Genomic DNA, 14,562 nt, shown 5'->3' on the forward strand with positions numbered 1-14,562 from the left:
GTCAACCAGGAAACGCCACACGATCAATACGGGCGTGCGCTCCTCCAAACCTGTTCCGAACGATTACATCGGGGCAACGACGCCTGGTGTTTATTACTGTTCAGTGCAGACCTTCGTGGTCTTCACGGCGGACTCGGCTTCGGTCTTGGTCTTGTACACACCGTCTCCCACGACGGTGGTGGTCGTGGTCGTCGGCTTGGTGTCGACGACGGTGCACTTCTTGGTGGTCGCGTCGCGGACGATGTAGAACTCTGCGGCGCTGGCTGCCTGTGTGCCGAGGGCGAAAGCGGCAAGAGCGCCGCATACGATCAGCTTCTTCATGATGTCCTCCTCCAATGGCGTTAAGTAGTCACTGCCAACAACACGCCCAGTTAGAAGTTCCACTTATTCCCGAAAGATGATGGACGGCGTGCTATCGGCGCGGTCGCAGCGTGGCCATATTCGCAGTGAAACTCGAGATGGGAGCAGAGACCAATTACCGAATTATCCCGATTTGGAACTCGCCATGCCACCGCGTGTTATCGGGCGACCAAATTGGGAGGTTTTCAGATGAACAAACGTTTATTCTTAGCCACGACCGCCGCAGTCGCGATCGCAACGTCGGCTTTCGCGCAGTCGTCGCCCAGCACTTCGAGCTCGAATCCGCCAACGACGCAGCGGCAGGACTCCACATCCACGACGACGCCGTCATCATCGTCCACGACCCCGTCGTCCAGCTCGTCCGGGCAGACCACGAATCCTTCGACGAATTCCAGCACCGGCACCAACGCCACGGAGGCGCCGACCTCGCGCCAGGCCCAGACCAACCAGCCCGCGACGCCTTCGAACCAGGCGCAGACCAACCCTCCGTCGAACACGAACACCCAGTCGCAGAGCACCAATCCGCCCGCCTCGGGCACCAACCAGGCGCAGTCGCCGACGGGCAGCGGTTCAACCAACACGGCGCAGCAGCCAAACGACCGGCAGAACACGGCGGATCGCTCTTCGAACACCAACGTGAACGCGTCGGTGAACGTCAACGATCAACAGCGGACCCGCATCAGCGCGTCGATCTCGCGCCTGAACGTGCAGCCCCTCGCCAACGTGAACTTCTCGCTCTCGGTCGGCACCGTCGTGCCGCGCGACGTCCGTCTGCAGTCGCTGCCGACGGAGGTGGTCGAGATTGTGCCGCAGTATCGGGGCTACGACTTCGTCCTGGTGAAGGACGAGATCGTCATCGTAGAACCGTCCAGCTCCAAGATCGTGGCGGTCATGCCGTATTCGGGTCGCTCCACGGCTGCCGCCCCGGCACGCACCGAGCAGCGCAAGGTCACCTTCAGCGATCGCGACCGTGAGGTGATCCGCAAGCAGGCCAAGGCGCGCCAAGTCGAGCGCGAGCGCCGCACGACCGGCAGCACCGTCCGCACCGAGATCCGGACCGGCGAGCGTGTGCCCGAAGGCGTGGAGATCGAAGCGTTTTCGGAAGAAGTCTATCGGGATGCTCCGACCTTGCGCGAGTACCGATACATCAACCGGGACAGCCGCACCTATATCGTCGAACCTCATGAGCGTCGCATCATCGAAGAGATCGACTGATCTCGCCACGGAAAGGAGAACATCCATGAAGACTATCGTACTGGGACTGTTCGCCGCCTCCCTTCTGGGATCGGCTGCGATCGCCGCTCCGCTCAATCCGACCGCCCCAGGCCCGACCGGGCTTTCCTCTGGAACGGAGCAGGTCCGGCTCGTCTGCAACGAGTACGGGCGTTGTTTCCGGACCCGCGGTCCGCGCTACGTTCAGCGCTACTACGGCGACGACGACGCCTACGTCGCGCGCCGCAGCTACGGCTACTACGGCGGACCTGGTTACTACGACCGCGGCTACGGCTACTACGGCGGCGGGCCGAGCATCGGGTTCAGCTTCGGTACCCGGAGCTGGTGAGTAAGACAAGGGCCGCTCTCCGAGCGGCCCTTTCGCTGGTAATCTACGGTGAAAAGATGTCCGCTCTTGCGAAGCTGATAGTACAAAAAGAGCAATTGCTGGCGCGGCTCGAAGCCGATCCCCCCCCCGAACGAGCGCGCCGAAATCCAGGCACTGCTCACCGCTTTCAAGCTGCTGGAGCCACAGGGCGCTCCTCTGACGAGCGGCGAATAGCGAGACTCACTCAGCATTTGAGGCGATGACGATGATGCGATTAGTTGCCAACTTGACGGCGGGCTGTCTAGCCGTCGCCTATATCAATGGCGCCGAGGCCCGCTCCTCGTTCGGCAGAGGCCGCCGAGATTCAGCGCATTTCGGGCGGAGAAATGCTGGAAGTTGCGAAGACACTCGACCGGCTGTGGGAGGGCGGGCTCATCGAGCGGGAAACGCTGGACATAGGCATCGGCGCGCGGCGCAAAGATGGAGGAGCACAATTGCGACGCATCAGGTATAGGCGCAAAATGTCGAAGCCATAACGATTTCGTTTCAGCACCGGGATCTGTCGCGCGACGTGCCGTCGGCGGCCTGTCATCGGCGAGAGGCCAGGGTGGGTGCACCGGTAGGCGCCCGCGCCGGGTCCATCAGGCCAGCCTGCAATTCCGCGCGCCTCTCCGCCACAGCATGATCGAAAAGTTCGAGGGCCAGGGCAAAGGCAGCCAGGTCCTCTTGTTCGATGGCCCCCTCGTCGAAACAAGTGAGGGCTTCCTTGATGATGGCATCGACCTCGCGTTGAGTCGCCGCGAACTCGCTATCGGATTGGACGGCGCGAATCTCGGAAGCCGCGGCAAGGATCCGGTTGCGATGGACGGTGTTTTCGTCCCGTTCGTCCCGGTTGAGATAACGACGCAGCCATGCAGCGGCCGAACCAATGCCGGACAGCAGCAACAAGGCGAACCAAATGTAGTCGCTGTACTTGTCCAGGAATGTCCGTTCCGTGCCGTTGATGACGGCGGCGGCGCCGCGGTGCACGGACGGCTCGGCCTCCTTCTCGGTCTCCGGCTTGGTGATATGGGCGGCGCCGGCGGCATGCTGGGTGATGGTATCCCGGACCGCGAAAAGCTGCCGATAGAAGGCCGCCGCCTTGGCTTCGGAAAGCCCTTTTCTGGCCAGAATCAAGTGGCTGACAGCGATCGTATCGACCTTTTCCTCGGGCCATGCCGGTTTCGCGTTGAAGACGCTGGGCGGAATCTCCTCGGCCTCATAGCGCGAGTGCTTCAACGCGATGGCCTCAGATGCGTCGATCGGGAGGAACTTCGGCGTGCCGCGCGTGCGGGCTGTCGCCGCGATCGCGTCGGCTGTGATCTTGCTGTCGAGCGGCCCCACGGCCAGGTACGCTTCGATCGTGCGATCTTGCGCGAGTTTTTCGATCTCGTCCGTGCTGAACTGCGCCACGCCGACCTTGTCCGGCTCCACGCCGGACCCATCGAGGATAACCCGCAGGACCGACGCGTTTGCTGCGGTCCTGCCTATGACGCCGACCTTGCGTCCGGCGAGGTCAGCTATTTCAGCGATCTTTGTAGCGTTCTTCTTTTTCGCGACCTTGCCGCCTGGTCCGGAAAATGACCACAGGACGACGTAGTTCTTGCGCAGCACGGCGAGCGTCTGTGCGTCCGAAGGCATGCTCAGATCAGCGCGGCCGACCGCGAGCTCGGCCTTGCCATTGCCGAGCAGGGCGAGCGATTCGGCCGCGCCAGCGGTCGTTACCGGGGACAGCATCACGGTACGGCTTTCGTCGGCGAACGCCTCGGCCATGGCCTCTACCACCGCGTGGTCTTCGCTGCCGGTCGGTCCCACGGCGACCCGAAGCGTCGTGGGCTGCAGGACGTAATAGAGAGCTCCGCCAGCGGCCAGAAAGACCGCGAATCCAACGGCCAGGACCAGCAACAACGAGCGGGCCTTTCGCCGCTGAATATCTTGCCTGTTGCTGCCACTGGAGGAGGACATTTGCTCTCCGATGGTCCGCTTTCTGCACGTCCCGCGTCCCAGCTCTCTATCGGGAACTTGCGGATCTCCGAGCCGTTCCCGAACCGGCGCACTTCTTGGATGTATGGACAAGGGCGTCCACCCCTAGAGGGCCGGTAGATCACGAAAGACAGAAGGAAGCCGAATTCGCGCGCTATCGCCAGCCGCGACCCTTCCCCCGACCCTTACCACGCCCAGCACCCCGCATTTGAACCGAGGGCCCGGTTTTGCCGACGAGAGCACATGCCGCCTCAGACCGGTCCGGAAGCGGTCGATGAGGACACACCGCGTCCGGAGGCCGGTCAGCTCCACGATCGCAGCGGGTCCAAGCTCGATGAGCGTCCCGAGCGGCATCCGCTCGAGGTCCAGGCCGGCAGTGGTGATGTTCTCGTCCAGGTCTCCCGCTCCGACCTTGAAGCCCGCATCCGAGAGGGAGGCGAAGAGTTCGGACGGGATCAGGTGAACCTGCCGGAGATTGGCTAGGCGGGGCTGGCGGCGGGCGAGATAGCGGTGCCGGACAAACGGGCCGGCGTGGGCGTCGCCTTCGACACCATGGCCTTCCACCAGCACGATCCGGTCCTGCGGCGGTTTGCTGAAGTGGTGACCGCGATCGGCGGCGACCGCGACCACGGTGCCCTCCAGGGAGAGCGCCTGCGGCATCAGGCCGCCCGGGCGATCGAGCGCCGCTTCTGACGCAGGTAGCGCGTGATCTGCGGAAGGGCCATCGCGTTCAGGACCCGGTCGGCAGGGACACCGCCCTTCCGGGCCATCTCGACGCCCCAGTGCATGTGGTCGAGCTCGGGGATCGAGTGCGCGTCCGGATTGATGCTCAGCATGCAGCCGAAGTCGAGGGCGGCCTGGTGCCAGCGCCAATCCAAGTCGAGGCGCCACGGGTGGGCATCGATCTCGACCACGACGTCGTGCTTGGCGCAGGCGTGCAGCACCTTCTCGACATCGATTTCGTAGCCTGGACGCCGCGCAGCGGGAGCACGACGGGCCGTCGGAAAGCCTGGAAGCGGAGCGGCGCGACATCGACAAGCGGATCGAGGCCGAGGATCGGCGATGGGAAAGCGAGAGGGAGAAGCTGAAGGACGCCTTGCGCCGCGCGCGGGAATAGGCGGCAAGACCGGATTAACCGTCCCGAGTCCTTGGGCAACAAAATTTGCGTGACACCCTTGAAACTTTTTTCGGCCTTCCAAATTTCTTCGGCGTCGCCACTCCGGCGATCGGGACGCCGTCAGGGTCCCGCCACTCGAGACGGGCACCGGTCGTGTCCGGTGCCGCTCAACCATTTTGCTCCTTGGAGGATCTGGCTATGCGCACTGCAGATTTTTCGCCCCTGTTCCGGTCGGCCATCGGCTTCGACCGTCTTTTCGACCTGGCCGAAGCCGCCCAGCGCGCAGGCGAGGAAAGCTATCCCCCCTACAACATCGAACGCCTCGACGAGAACCGCTTCCAGATTTCCGTCGCGCTCGCCGGTTTCAAGCCGGACGAGGTCGATCTGACGGTCGAGCAGAACGTATTGACGCTCGAGAGCCGCAAGAGCGACAAGGAAGAGCGGACTTTCCTGCATCGCGGCATCTCGGCCCGCAACTTCAAGCGCCAGTTCACCCTCGCCGATCACGTAGAGGTCAAGGGCGCCAGCTTCGAGAACGGCCTGCTCGTCATTGACCTGCAGCGCGAAATCCCCGAGGCGAAAAAGCCGCGCCGCATCGCTATCAATGGCGTTGGACCCAATAACGTCGATCAGATCGAAGCCAAGGCGGCCTGACAACAACGGACATAGGCATGATCATAGCCGCGCGGGCGCGCCCCGCGCGGATCCCCCATAACGCGTCTCGGTTGGAGGTAGCCATGCGGCCGACGACTGCACTCGACGACAAGGTCATCGATCTCAACGCCGTCCTGCATCCCGGTACGGTATTCGAACATCCGCGGGACGTTGTCTCGCATCCCGCCCTCAGTCTCTCGGAGAAGCGCGCTATCCTGGCGTCATGGGCCTCGGACGCCTCCGCCATCGCGTCTTGCCCCTCGCTGCGGGCTCCCCAAGGTTTGAAGGCTCCCGTGACGATCGACGAGATCCTGGAGGCGCTTCGTGCGTTGGACGGTGGTCCTCGCAATCCGCCCGGCGGGAAGCCGATGCGTCTGCGGCCGGCCGATCGGGCTGCCGCCTAAACAGGGAAGACGATGCAGATCCCCGAAATGTCGCAAGACAAACCTGAAGCCATCGAACCGGATCTCGCGCGCGAACTGCAGCGGCAGGTCGCCGAGTGGAAGGCGATGCGGGCTCCGCTGCGGTCTCGCACCGCCTCTGGTGTGCAGGTCGAACGTCGGTTCAAACGCCGGCCTGTCATCTCCTCGCTTCAGGTCTGACGAACCGATGGCCACCGCCTTCGCTCGATCGGGCGGTCCCGAGGTGGCCGAAGGCAACGCTGCCTAGAAGGGGAAAGCGGCGCAATACGGCTATCGGACAGAAGGAGATGCTGATGCCGATCGCCGGCAAGAAGCCGGCGAAAACCCGCGCCCAAGTGGGATCGAGCGCCACGGAACGGCGCCACTCGCGAAACGGTCGCGACAGCGCAGGCGCCGCCGGCAAAGCGCAGCGGGCGCGATGCCCAACGGACCGCCGGAGAGCGCGAATTTATAGCGGAGATGGGGAAAAATGATGTCGCCGGCGAAACACGCTGCACCAAAGTTAGGGCTGGCTATGTGTCAGTAATTGAAAGAAGGTCCAATCATCTAAGGAACGGCCTTAAAGGGATTTCGCCACGTGAGCGCCTCGGAACCCGACGAACATTTCCCGTTCGGTGGCGGTGAAAATGGCGCCCTTATTCGTTCCCTCGATTGGTCGAAAACCAGCTTGGGGCCGATCTTTGAGTGGCCAGAAAACCTGAAGACCACGGTCGGAATACTGCTGCGCTCACCCGTCCCCATCGTGCTCCTATGGGGACCGGACGGCATCATGATCTACAATGACGCCTACTCGATTTTTGCTGGAGGTCGCCATCCCTTCCTGTTTGGATCCAAGGTGCGGGAAGGTTGGCCTGAGGTGGCCGACTTCAACGACAACGTGATGAAGGTGGGCTTGGGGGGGGGGCACGCTGTCTTACCGAAATCAAGAGCTGACGCTTCACCGCTCAGGCGTTCCTGAGCAGGTCTGGATGAACCTGGATTACAGCCCGGTGCTGGGGGAGAATGGCCGTCCGGAAGGCGTTCTCGCCGTGGTCGTGGAAACGACGCAACAGGTTTTAGCGGAGCGAGCGTTAGCGAAAGCCGAGGAGCGACTACGCCAGGCGCTGAACGCCTCCGGTATGGTGGGTACGTTCGCCTGGCATGTGCGGTCCGACACCTTCTATTCCGATGCTCGATTTGCGGGAATGTTCTCGGTCGATCCTGCCAAGGGAGACGAAGGCGCTCCGTTGTCGGACTACCTTGCGGGCATTCATCCAGAGGACGTTCGGCGGATCGCCGACGCTGTCAACCGCACCATCGTCACCGGAGAAAAGTATGTGCAGGAGTACCGGCTTTTGCGGAAGGACGGAAATATCCGCTGGGTCGAGGCTCGCGGCGAGTGCTTGTATGGTGAGGACGGCAAACCCGATCGCTTCGTCGGCGTCGTGGTGGACGTGACCAATCAGAAGAATGCACAAGAGCGTCAACGGTTGCTTGCTCGGGAAGCCGATCACCGAGTGAAGAACATCTTCGCCAATTTCCACTCGATGATTACGCTCAGTGTTCGGTCTGCCGGAAGCCCGAAGGAGATGGCTCACGCTCTTCGTGGTCGATTGGATGCGCTGTTGCGAGCTAAGGATCTCGTCCGTCCTGGCATCATGGGCACGGAGCACGAAAGCGAGCAGACGACGATGGACACGCTGGTGCGCACTGTGTTGCAGCCCTATGAAGATGGCTCGCCCGACCGCATCGTCCTGAGCGGACCTGATGTGCCTGTCGGAGCGAAGGCCGTGACAGGGCTCGCATTGGTGTTGCATGAGACTGCGACGAATGCGGTTAAGTACGGGGCTCTCTCTCGACCGGATGGTTCGATCCACGTCACATGGGCTGCGAGCGGTGATGACTTCCGCCTTGACTGGGACGAGAGCGGCGGTCCGGAGATCAATGTAAAACCGCATGCTCGCGGTTTTGGCAGTATTCTGACCGAGCGCAGCGTGACTGGCGAGCTTGGGGGCCGGATCGAGCACGACTGGCGGCGAAATGGCCTTAGGCTGAAGTTGAGCATACCATTGAAGCGCCTCGCGGCTTGAAGATGTTTACTCGCATCTCTATTCGGTCCGTCAGCGGTCTTCGCTCGGACACTCCGGGCAGGTCTCACCGTTTGAGTCGGATCCGCCCCCAACGGTCTGCATCTGATCCAGGATCGCGATCAGCTTGGTGATCGAGCATCGAGCGCACTCCGGTCATGCGTCGGTTCGATGGTGACGCCGGTGCATCAGGAAGACGCGGCGCAATACGCGACAGCGTGCTTCGACCGGAGGCTTGGATGACCTTTACCGTCGGCATCATCTCGGATACGCACGGCCTGCTTAGGCCAGAGGCTCTTCGTTTTCTGGCCCATGTCGACCACATCATTCACGGCGGTGACATCGGCGACTGTCAATCGGCCTGTAAATTTGGCTCTGACTCACTTTTGATGCAGTTCGAGGGATGTCTGGCGCTTTGATTTGGGGGAGAATCAGCGCCATGCAGCAGGCACTCCAGCGCTCCAGTCTGGTGCCGAGTGGATTTGTTGTAGAGAGTGCGTACTACGAAGGTGATAAGGCTGTTATTGCGGTCCGGGCGTCGGGAAGCATTGGTCTGTGCCCATCTTGCGGAACGGTTTCCCGACGCGTCCATAGCCGATACCGGCGTCGTGTGACTGATCTTCCCCTTTCGGGGCGGATCGTACAGCTTCTGGTGATTGCTCGTCGCTTCCGTTGCGGCGCCGTCCTATGCGGGCGCCAAATCTTCACCGAGCGCTTCGCCGAAGGGGTGCTGGCACCGTCGGCGCGACGCACGGCAAGGCTGGACTCTATCGTCCATCACCTCGGTCTGGCACTTGGCGGTCGACCGGCAGCAGGCTTCGCAAAACGGCTAATGCTGCCGGTGAGCAAGGATACGCTCCTTCGCGTGGTCCGACGCCGTAGCCGTCCGCCAGCTGATCCGCTCAGGGTTATCGGCATTGATGATTGGGCCTGGCGGCGCAACCACAGATACGCCAGCATCATCTGCAACCTGGAGCGGCGCCGAGTAGTCACCCTGCTCCCGGATCGGGAGCCCGCAACTGCCCAAGCCTGGCTCGCTGCTCATCCCACGATCGCGATCGTTGCCCGTGACCGTGGTGGGGGATATGGCGAAGCGACAGCAAGAGCCTTACCGCATGCGGTACAGGTTGCAGATCGTTGGCATCTGATGGAGAACGCCAGTCGGGCCTTCCTCGATGCCGTTCGCAAATCGATGCGCCAGATACGCACAGTGATCGGCGCGACCACGATTGATCCCAAGCTGCTAACAGCCGCAGAGCGGATCCAGTATGAGGGTTATCTGCGCCGCGAGGAGACCAATGCGGCTATCCTGGCTCTGTCGAAGAATGGCATACCTATCAAGCAGATCGTGCGTCAGACTGGTCACAGCAGGCAGCTGGTACGGCAGGCGATTCGCGGCGAACGACACGATGTCTTCCGGACCCGGCAAAGTTCGTTGGACTTACACTTGCCGTGGCTCGACGATCAGTGGGCGTCCGGCTGCCGAAACGGGGCTGAACTTTGGCGTCGTTTAACGGCGCGTGGCTTCAGAGGCTCGCTCCGCGTCATCAGCGAGTGGGCGACCCGCAGACGAAGGGCTGAAAAGCCCGACGCACGAAACCTTCAGCGGATTCCATCGGCCAGAACGATCGCGCGCCTCATGACAATCGGCGGAGATCTGCTCACGAAAGCAGAGACCGTCACGGTCGCGGCAATCGAAGCTGGCGTACCATCCTTGGTCGAGGCTCGCGAGATCATCGCCGAATTCCACTTGATGATCCGGCGCAGAGCCGAAGCAGGGCTCACGCCGTGGATCGACCGCGCCCGCGCCAGTCTCGTGACTTCCTTCGCCAGCGGCGTCACGAAGGATGAAGCGGCGGTTCGGGCGGCAATCACTTCGCCCTGGTCCAACGGACAGACTGAAGGTCAGATCACCCGCCTCAAGCTCGTGAGAAGGCAGATGTACGGTCGCGGGAAAATCGATCTCCTTCAGGCCAGGCTAATCGGTGCAGAATAATCGGAGCTGCACCAAAATTGCGTCAGAGCCAATATTGCAGGCCGAATGACACGCGGCACCGCAATGCGTGAGCCCAGAGCATATCCTATGGCGAATCCGTCAAACATTTCGTGGGGCTGAATTCGAACTGATGCTGGACGATATCCGACGCTGCCTTAATCTACAGGGTTACCCCGTCAAACGAAATTCGTTCTATGCGCTTCAAAGTAAAAGCCGAAAGTTGCGGAGGCGCTAGCATGGCGATTGGAGAGTGTTGCACATGAACGACAGTAGGTCGAACATGTTGAGTGGGCCGCAGGCGTCGTCTGATCGCCAAGCATCTGAAGAATGAAACAAGGATGCCAGTGCCAAAGGATGTCAGTCGTCAAAAGCTGAGCTAACTCGATGACAAGCTTCTACAAGGTCGGTGGTGAGAGATGTAGGATCGCTGCTCGACCTACGCGTCTGGTTATGCGAGCCTCTCCGGAGCCGGGTGAAAGCCTCTGGGGGTGGGCAATTCGTCTAGCTGGAGCTAATGGCTACGATAGTGCCTATGCGATCAAATCGCTGGTGGGGAGAGCCTCTTCAGGAGCGGGCGACCGAAATTATAGTGGAAGTTATTCGCATTTGATCAATGCTTCGCCTGATGATTTCGCACGCTACTTTCCCGACCGCAGGTCAGCGTTTTGGAACGGGGGAGAACTGGGAATACCTCATAGATATTTTTCGCCGCAGCCGAAGGTGTGTCCCGTCTGTTTATCAGAGAAGGCGATCTTGAAGTCCGTGTGGAGTCTCAAGATTTGGCGATATTGCCCCGAGCATTCGTGCGAATTGATCAGCACTTGCCCGTTTTGCGCCAAGCCGCTTGTAGCAAATCGTCGTGGCGCGACCCATTGTGGCAACAGGCTGTGCGATGCGAACCTTAGTGAATGTGCGGGCGGTCCCACTGCGGCAGGTGTTGCAAGGATCGTCGGCGTGTTGGGAGACGTAGCCGCAAGGCGCTGGCGAGAGCAGCTTTCAGGCTTGCCCCGGTGTTTCCGTAGCGCTTCGCTGCTGGATATTGTGCAACTCATATTCATCCTGAGCAGACCGTTGCTTCGCGTGAAGAACGATTCACGGAGCGCAGATGTCGAGCGGGAGCGGCTAGCTATCACGGAGGTCGCGCTATCCGATTGGCCGGCGGGATACCATGATTATCTTGAGCGCGTTCGTTCGACGCGCTTCGCAAATATCAAGTATCCGACTTCAGGAAGAAGCTACATCGAGAAGGAGCTTCCATTTATTTACAGAGCCTTGCTATATGGCCGTACTCGTATTTCACCGGAGATTTTGTGGGTCTTCAAACACGAGTTGGCTTGCTATGCGGAGACCCGAATGCCGCTGGCGCTCGACTCTCGTTTCGTCATAACCGGAGAGCCGTCGCACTGGATGACGCTCCAGCGAGCGGCGCGGGAGTTGGGATTTTCGAGACACAAGGCGAAACGTGCTGGGAGGGAAGGCGCCATAAATATTGTCGCCGCGCCACTGTTGGGTAAAACGAGGCGTTTCGTTGAGCGTAACCATTTTAAGAAATATACGGACAGCCGCGATGCGCAATTGACCGAAGCTGGCTATCGGGTTGCACATGGAATCCTTTCCGTGCGCTCTGTAAAGAAGATGCTTCGCGTCACTAGCCCGACTATCGCGGCGTTGATTGAAGCCGGCTACATCAAGACGCTGCCCCATCGCGGGAGGTCTTGGCTCTGCGCTGCCTCAATCGAGCACCTTATGAGCAGGTTGGCAGAGATCGCGATTCCGATGAAGCCAGGTTGGGCCAGAGTCGAGATTGGTCAAACATTATGCATCAGCTCAGCCAAGCTCACAGACGTGATAGAATATGCACTTGCCGGCAAGATGTCGCTGAACAAGAAGGGGAGTGCCAGACGAGGCCTGCGAAGATTTTGGGTGGTTAAGGATGACCTAAGAAGGCTATTCCCGGATGTCTCGGCTGACTTTTATACAGTAGAACAAGCCGCTCAATTCGTAGGTCTGAGCGGATGTAGTTTCCGGGCGGTGGTGCGAGGGGGCCTTTTGCGATTCACGCCAAGTCCGAAGAATCGCGGGCGGCGGATGTTTACAAGAAATGAGCTCGCCGCTTTTAGTCGAAGATACGTTAGTTCAGCTGAGCTTGCGGCGGCCTATTGTGTAACGAAGAGAAAAATCTTCATGGCACTATCGGCAAGCTCTGCTCGGATTGACGGACTTGGCCAATTCAGATTTTGGCTCCGTGGCCACGCGACGGCACTTCTTGATAGGAAGTTCCGCAGATTGGGGTCGACGAAGTCGCGGGTCGTAGGCCGTAGGGGGCAGAAATAGGACTGCTCTCCACCTATTGCGATACTTTCTCCCCCCAGAAAACCGGACGGGTTGAGCGGCGTTTGCTCCATTTGGATCAAGGTTAAGTAACCGACCGCAGAGTGATGCTGTGGTCGGTTGTAAAAGCGTTCGCTAAAGGAGAAGCTCGGGCGACCCTCGGGGTGCGGTTTCGTCTTGAACGCCGCTTGGCTCGTTTATCACCATCGGCCTCGCCAGTCGGCTGATCCCGCAGGCTGCGGTGTAAGGACGACCGCGTCAAGCGCGGAATTGTCAGCAGCGAGGCATGGATGACGTCGTCCAGAAACAGCAGAGGTCCTTGCGAGCGACGTCGCGAGCACGGTCAAGCGCACAGCCTTCAGGGCCATCGGCGCGTCATCCACGGAGCCCCGTTTGGGCTACTTGGCGGCGATCTTTGATTTAGGCCGCTGGGCAAGGAGATGTTTGTGCGAACCTTTCGATCGCGGCATCGTCGCTTCCGGCGGAGTGAGAATGTTTTTCGCAAATTTTGCTAGACGAACTCCGTAGTTTCGCAGCTAATGGCTTACAAGTCTCGCATTCTTTATTTGAATGGCTGGCGTAAGCTGTTGGATTCGTTAACGTCGTATTCGCAGCATTCGCATGACAGTCCATATAGGCTTGACGCAACATGCGTTCACAACTCGTCCGTAAGCCGGAGAATACCTACCACCATGGCGATCTCCGTGACGCCTTGATCAAGGCTGCGCTGCGCGAGGCGGAGCAGGGCGGTGCCGAGGCGATCAGCATCAAGGCGCTTGCCAAACAGCTCGGCGTCTCGCAGCCGGCGCCGTATCGGCATTTTGCCGACCGTGATGCGCTGCTAACTGCGGTGACGGCGGAGGCGTTCCGGCAGCTCAGTGCACTTCTGCGCGAGGCGATGGCGAAGCCGTCGAAGCAATCGAAACTGTCGCGGCTGGCGCAGGCGACGCTCGATTTCGGTCTGCGCCGCAACGGCATCTATCGCCTGATGTTCGCTTCCCGCACCGTGTCATGCGCGGCGAAGGGCAGCGAGCTGCACGACGCCACGCGCGAGACTTTTGCGCTGGTGATCGAAGCCCTCGAGGCACCGGCGGTCGGCTTCTTGCGCGAACGGCAAGCCCTCAAGATCTGGGCGGCGTTGCATGGCGTCGTGATGCTGGCCGAGCAGGGCCTGTTCACCGGCGAGGCCGCGCATGCCACGCGCGAGGAACTGGTCGAGGACTTTGTGAACGAAACGAAGGCCGCGCTTGCTGCTGCGATCAAGGATGCGCGTCGTCGGAAAAAGGCCGGCGCCTAGGCCTTCGCTTTCAGCAGCCTCATCAACTTGTCGACCGCGCTGTCCGGGGTCGTCACGACCGGGCGGCCGGTGGCTTCGGCGACCAGCGGAGCGGTTGCCGCGATGCTGAATTGCGCGAGCGCAATGACGTCGCAATCGCGCAAGTCCTTTGAAGCCTCGACAATCAGCCTGTCGTGCGTGGCGCGATCGCCGCGATCGAGCGCCGCCAGCGCGCCCTCAGCGAGTTTCGGCACGACCTGGGCGGAGGCCGGAAACTCCGGTGGCATCGAGGCCAGTGTCGGCGGGAAGGTCGAGAGCAGGCCAATGCGCTTGCCCATGGTCACGGCCTGCTCGATCATCGCCTCGTTCGGCTTCAGCACGGGCATCGGCGCATGTGCGCGCGCGACGGCCTTGATGCAGGGGCCGAAGGCCGAGCAGGTGAACAGGATTCCGTTCGCTCCCGTAGCTGCCGCATAGTCGCCGAGCGCGAGGAAGCGCTCGGTCATGGCATCGTTGAGCACGCCGTCGCGGGCCAGATCCGCCGACAGGCTGTCGTCGAGCAGGTTCATCAGCCGCGCCTCCGGCCACGCCTTCGCGAACGCGGCCTCGATCGGCGCGATGGAATGCTTGAGGGCGTGGATCAGGGCGATGCGCATCGGTGTCTCTTCTCCCTCTCCCCGTTCTTACGGGGAGAGGGGCGGGGTGAGGGGCTCTATCCACGTTGAAGGTGAGGGATGAATTCGCGGAGGCTCCCCCTCACCCGACCGCTGCGCGGTCG

14 protein-coding genes and 4 pseudogenes are annotated in these 14,562 nt (G+C 61.1%); 12 read left to right on the forward strand and 6 right to left on the reverse strand.

The genetic code is table 11. The annotated features are described in order from the left end of the window. Positions 1-93: 93 nt before the first annotated feature. Complete coding sequence (locus AB7245_RS13845) at positions 94-321, reverse strand: hypothetical protein (RefSeq protein ID WP_038383553.1); 228 nt, start codon at positions 319-321, stop codon at positions 94-96. 224 nt (positions 322-545) lie between these two features. Beyond that, positions 546-1,019, reverse strand: a complete 474-nt coding sequence (locus tag AB7245_RS13850; protein WP_439034355.1) for a hypothetical protein — start codon at positions 1,017-1,019, stop codon at positions 546-548. Between AB7245_RS13850 and AB7245_RS13855 the strand changes: the two genes are divergently transcribed. Together AB7245_RS13855 and AB7245_RS13860 are read left to right on the forward strand one after the other, a co-directional pair. Then, the gene (locus AB7245_RS13855; RefSeq protein ID WP_354134728.1) at positions 1,009-1,575 is read left to right on the forward strand and encodes a DUF1236 domain-containing protein; all 567 of its coding nucleotides are present in this window, start codon (positions 1,009-1,011) and stop codon (positions 1,573-1,575) included. The genes AB7245_RS13850 and AB7245_RS13855 overlap by 11 nt on opposite strands. Before the next feature lie 25 nt (positions 1,576-1,600). Beyond that, positions 1,601-1,921: a hypothetical protein gene (locus AB7245_RS13860; RefSeq protein WP_135217057.1), complete on the forward strand. Its 321-nt coding sequence runs from the start codon at positions 1,601-1,603 to the stop codon at positions 1,919-1,921. A 567-nt stretch (positions 1,922-2,488) separates the two neighbouring features. On the opposite strand, the gene AB7245_RS13865 is transcribed toward AB7245_RS13860, so the two are convergent. The 3 genes and pseudogenes from AB7245_RS13865 to AB7245_RS13875 form a co-directional block, all read right to left on the reverse strand. Next, positions 2,489-3,904, reverse strand: a complete 1,416-nt coding sequence (locus AB7245_RS13865) for a TAXI family TRAP transporter solute-binding subunit (RefSeq protein WP_354134727.1) — start codon at positions 3,902-3,904, stop codon at positions 2,489-2,491. A 123-nt stretch (positions 3,905-4,027) separates the two neighbouring features. Next, positions 4,028-4,582: an MOSC domain-containing protein gene (locus AB7245_RS13870; protein WP_439034356.1), complete on the reverse strand. Its 555-nt coding sequence runs from the start codon at positions 4,580-4,582 to the stop codon at positions 4,028-4,030. Continuing rightward, a pseudogene (locus AB7245_RS13875) lies at positions 4,582-4,899 on the reverse strand (DNA polymerase/3'-5' exonuclease PolX); the annotation flags it as partial. The gene AB7245_RS13870 and the pseudogene AB7245_RS13875, both read right to left, overlap by 1 nt. A gap of 338 nt (positions 4,900-5,237) precedes the next feature. Between AB7245_RS13875 and AB7245_RS13880 the strand changes: the two are divergent. From AB7245_RS13880 to AB7245_RS13925, 10 genes and pseudogenes are all read left to right on the forward strand, one after another. Continuing rightward, positions 5,238-5,693 carry an Hsp20 family protein gene (locus tag AB7245_RS13880; protein ID WP_354134748.1) on the forward strand — a complete coding sequence of 152 codons (456 nt, stop codon included), beginning with the start codon at positions 5,238-5,240 and terminating at the stop codon, positions 5,691-5,693. Positions 5,694-5,776: 83 nt separating this feature from the next. Then, positions 5,777-6,097: a hypothetical protein gene (locus AB7245_RS13885; protein WP_354134725.1), complete on the forward strand. Its 321-nt coding sequence runs from the start codon at positions 5,777-5,779 to the stop codon at positions 6,095-6,097. Positions 6,098-6,109: 12 nt separating this feature from the next. Continuing rightward, on the forward strand, positions 6,110-6,295 hold the full coding sequence (locus AB7245_RS13890; protein WP_167768326.1) for a hypothetical protein: 186 nt from the start codon (positions 6,110-6,112) through the stop codon (positions 6,293-6,295). Positions 6,296-6,692: 397 nt separating this feature from the next. Then, positions 6,693-7,518: pseudogene (locus AB7245_RS13895) on the forward strand (PAS domain-containing protein); the annotation flags it as partial. Positions 7,519-7,542: 24 nt separating this feature from the next. Beyond that, positions 7,543-8,184, forward strand: coding sequence for an HWE histidine kinase domain-containing protein (locus tag AB7245_RS13900; RefSeq protein WP_439035730.1), 642 nt, complete (start codon positions 7,543-7,545; stop codon positions 8,182-8,184). A gap of 236 nt (positions 8,185-8,420) precedes the next feature. After that, positions 8,421-8,555 (forward strand): annotated as a pseudogene (locus AB7245_RS13905) (metallophosphoesterase family protein); the annotation flags it as partial. Between the two features lie 65 nt (positions 8,556-8,620). Continuing rightward, positions 8,621-10,177 (forward strand): ISL3 family transposase, encoded by a 1,557-nt coding sequence (locus tag AB7245_RS13910; protein WP_135217323.1) that lies wholly within the window; start codon positions 8,621-8,623, stop codon positions 10,175-10,177. A gap of 450 nt (positions 10,178-10,627) precedes the next feature. Next, positions 10,628-10,978: pseudogene (locus tag AB7245_RS13915) on the forward strand (TniQ family protein); the annotation flags it as partial. A gap of 153 nt (positions 10,979-11,131) precedes the next feature. Next, positions 11,132-12,511, forward strand: coding sequence for a hypothetical protein (locus AB7245_RS13920; RefSeq protein ID WP_439035789.1), 1,380 nt, complete (start codon positions 11,132-11,134; stop codon positions 12,509-12,511). Between the two features lie 646 nt (positions 12,512-13,157). Further along, on the forward strand, positions 13,158-13,805 hold the full coding sequence (locus tag AB7245_RS13925; RefSeq protein WP_063984718.1) for a TetR/AcrR family transcriptional regulator: 648 nt from the start codon (positions 13,158-13,160) through the stop codon (positions 13,803-13,805). On the opposite strand, the gene AB7245_RS13930 is transcribed toward AB7245_RS13925, so the two are convergent. Then, positions 13,802-14,440, reverse strand: coding sequence for an aspartate/glutamate racemase family protein (locus AB7245_RS13930; protein WP_085403952.1), 639 nt, complete (start codon positions 14,438-14,440; stop codon positions 13,802-13,804). The two genes, AB7245_RS13925 and AB7245_RS13930, sit on opposite strands and share 4 nt — an antisense overlap. Positions 14,441-14,562: the final 122 nt, after the last annotated feature.

The organism is Bradyrhizobium sp. 604_D8_N2_3 (assembly GCF_051810765.1).
GTDB classification, from domain to species: Bacteria; Pseudomonadota; Alphaproteobacteria; order Rhizobiales; family Xanthobacteraceae; genus Bradyrhizobium; species Bradyrhizobium barranii.

What these genes read in the sequence shown, in the direction of transcription:
- AB7245_RS13845 (WP_038383553.1), bottom strand. Translation starts at nt 321, where the DNA reads ATGAAGAAGCTGATCGTATGCGGCGCTCTTGCCGCTTTCGCCCTCGGC.
- AB7245_RS13860 (WP_135217057.1), top strand. Translation starts at nt 1,601, where the DNA reads ATGAAGACTATCGTACTGGGACTGTTCGCCGCCTCCCTTCTGGGATCG.
- AB7245_RS13865 (WP_354134727.1), bottom strand. Translation starts at nt 3,904, where the DNA reads ATGTCCTCCTCCAGTGGCAGCAACAGGCAAGATATTCAGCGGCGAAAG.
- AB7245_RS13870 (WP_439034356.1), bottom strand. Translation starts at nt 4,582, where the DNA reads ATGCCGCAGGCGCTCTCCCTGGAGGGCACCGTGGTCGCGGTCGCCGCC.
- AB7245_RS13880 (WP_354134748.1), top strand. Translation starts at nt 5,238, where the DNA reads ATGCGCACTGCAGATTTTTCGCCCCTGTTCCGGTCGGCCATCGGCTTC.
- AB7245_RS13885 (WP_354134725.1), top strand. Translation starts at nt 5,777, where the DNA reads ATGCGGCCGACGACTGCACTCGACGACAAGGTCATCGATCTCAACGCC.
- AB7245_RS13890 (WP_167768326.1), top strand. Translation starts at nt 6,110, where the DNA reads ATGCAGATCCCCGAAATGTCGCAAGACAAACCTGAAGCCATCGAACCG.
- AB7245_RS13910 (WP_135217323.1), top strand. Translation starts at nt 8,621, where the DNA reads ATGCAGCAGGCACTCCAGCGCTCCAGTCTGGTGCCGAGTGGATTTGTT.
- AB7245_RS13925 (WP_063984718.1), top strand. Translation starts at nt 13,158, where the DNA reads ATGCGTTCACAACTCGTCCGTAAGCCGGAGAATACCTACCACCATGGC.
- AB7245_RS13930 (WP_085403952.1), bottom strand. Translation starts at nt 14,440, where the DNA reads ATGCGCATCGCCCTGATCCACGCCCTCAAGCATTCCATCGCGCCGATC.